2 protein-coding genes are annotated in these 1,864 nt (G+C 74.8%); both read right to left on the bottom strand.

What is annotated here, in order from left to right; all coding sequences use genetic code 11:
• Window positions 1-54: 54 nt before the first annotated feature.
• Complete coding sequence (locus I59_RS10985; RefSeq protein WP_022903910.1) at window positions 55-666, bottom strand: isochorismatase family protein; 612 nt, start codon at window positions 664-666, stop codon at window positions 55-57.
• 112 nt (window positions 667-778) lie between these two features.
• Entirely contained in the window at window positions 779-1,672 is an 894-nt protein-coding gene (locus tag I59_RS19790) for an MFS transporter (RefSeq protein ID WP_187289812.1), read from the bottom strand.
• Window positions 1,673-1,864: the final 192 nt, after the last annotated feature.

Below are 1,864 nucleotides of genomic sequence, written 5' to 3'. Positions count from 1 at the left end.
GGGGCCGGCCCCGGAGCACGGCGGGGCCGGCGGCGACGGCGCTCACGAGACGCTTCAGTGCGCGAGCACGCGGTCCATCGGCCACACTTCGCCGATCTTCGCGGCGATGTCGAAGAGGTTCGCCTCGTGGACGCTCGGCAGCCGGTCGCCGACGGCCTCGCGGACGACGATCGGCACGAACCCGTGCTGCATGGCGTCGGTGGCGGTGGCACGGACGCAGCCGCTCGTCGACAGCCCGGCGATGAAGAGCGTGTCGACGCCGCGTGCGACGAGTTCCGCCGCCAGCGAGGTCCCGAAGAACGCGCTCGGGTACTGCTTCTGCACGAGCGTGTCCCCGGGCTCCGGCGCGAGGCCCTCGATGAACGCCCCCGTCGGCGCCCCCGGCAGGTACGCCGCGAGCGCGGGCACCTTGCGGAAGAACACGCCCGCGTTCGAGCCGTCGGCGGACAGCGCCATCGTGGTGACGGCGACGTGCACCCCGGCTGCCCGCGCCGCGGCGGTGAGCTCCCGCATCCGGTCCACGGGCTCCTCCACCCCGGCGTACAGCCCGCACGTCCGGTCGACGTAGGCGGTCACCGGGTCGACGACGACGAGCGCCGCCCGCCGTCCCGGCTCCAGCGTGCCGGTGTACCCGGCCGCTGCGTAGTCCTCGTGGTCGTCGGTCATGCGGTCGTGCTCCCGTCGTGTGGTCCGGTGGTGTCGGTCTGGAGGCCCGGCTCGGTCCCGTCGTGGCGGCCGTCGGTCCGCCGCGTGGTCGCGGAGCGGCCCGCACAGGAGGTCATCCGGAGGCTCCCGCCTCGGGGACCGGACCCGACGTGTCGGGCCGGACCGGTGCCTCCCGGTCGGGTGGACCGAACGGTCCGAACGCGACGATGAGCGCACCGAGGGCCGCGCAGCCGGCGAACGTCAGCGCGGCCGAGCGGACCCCGTCGACGAACGCCTGGACCTCCGCCGTCGAGAGGGCGAGCAGGCTGCCGTCGTACGCCGCGGACTGCTGCGCCGCGGAGAGCCCGCTCGTCGCGATGGCCAGGCCGAGCGCCGTCGAGAACAGGAATCCGGCGTTCTGCAGCGCCGAGCGGATCGCGTTGGCGATCCCGCGACGGTGCACCGGCACCCGCACCATGAGCGCGGAGGTGCTCGGCGTCATGAACACGCCCGTCCCGACACCGACCGCGCCGAGGCCGACCGCGGTCCACCCGTAGGCCCCGTCATCGGCGAGGGACACGGCGAGCACCGCCGCGCCGACGGCGATGAGCAGCATGCCGATGGTCGACAGTGTCCGCGCGGGCACCCGGCGGGCGAGGACACCGGCGCTCGCCGCGGCGACGGTCGTGCCGATCGGGGTCGGGAGCACCCAGAGCGCGGCCTCGACGGCGTCCTTGCCGGAGACGGCCTGGAAGGTCAGGGACGCGAGGAGGACGAGGGCGTAGCTGGACAGTGCGCAGAGGCCCGCGGCGGAGAACAGGGTGATCGTCGCACGGTCGCGGAAGATCGACGGGTCGACCAGGGGATGTGCGACGCGGCGCTGCGTCCGGACGAACACCCACCCGAGGACGACCGCTCCGACGCCGGACGCGACGGCCGGGGGACTGCTCCAGCCCGACGAACCGCCGGTCGACACGGCGGCGACGAGCAACCCGACCGCGGCGACGGACAGCACTGCGCCGGGCACGTCGAGCCGCTCGCCGGTCCTCGGGCGTGCGACGCGGGGGACGAGTCGGATCGACCAGAGGAGCCCTGCGAGGGGAGACGGGCACCCCCGCGAGGGAGATCCACCGGCACCCGAGGGACTCGGCGACGAGCCCGCCGACGATCGGACCGACGACCTGGCCGACGGCGGCCACCGTCGCGTTGACCCCGAGGC

Origin of the sequence: Curtobacterium sp. B8 (assembly GCF_000333315.1) — a bacterium.
Classification (GTDB): Bacteria; Actinomycetota; Actinomycetes; order Actinomycetales; family Microbacteriaceae; genus Curtobacterium; species Curtobacterium luteum.
This window is presented reverse-complemented; position numbering and strand designations above follow the sequence as displayed.

Coding starts and splice junctions, on each gene's coding strand:
- I59_RS10985 (WP_022903910.1), bottom strand. CDS start 666: ATGACCGACGACCACGAGGACTACGCAGCGGCCGGGTACACCGGCACG.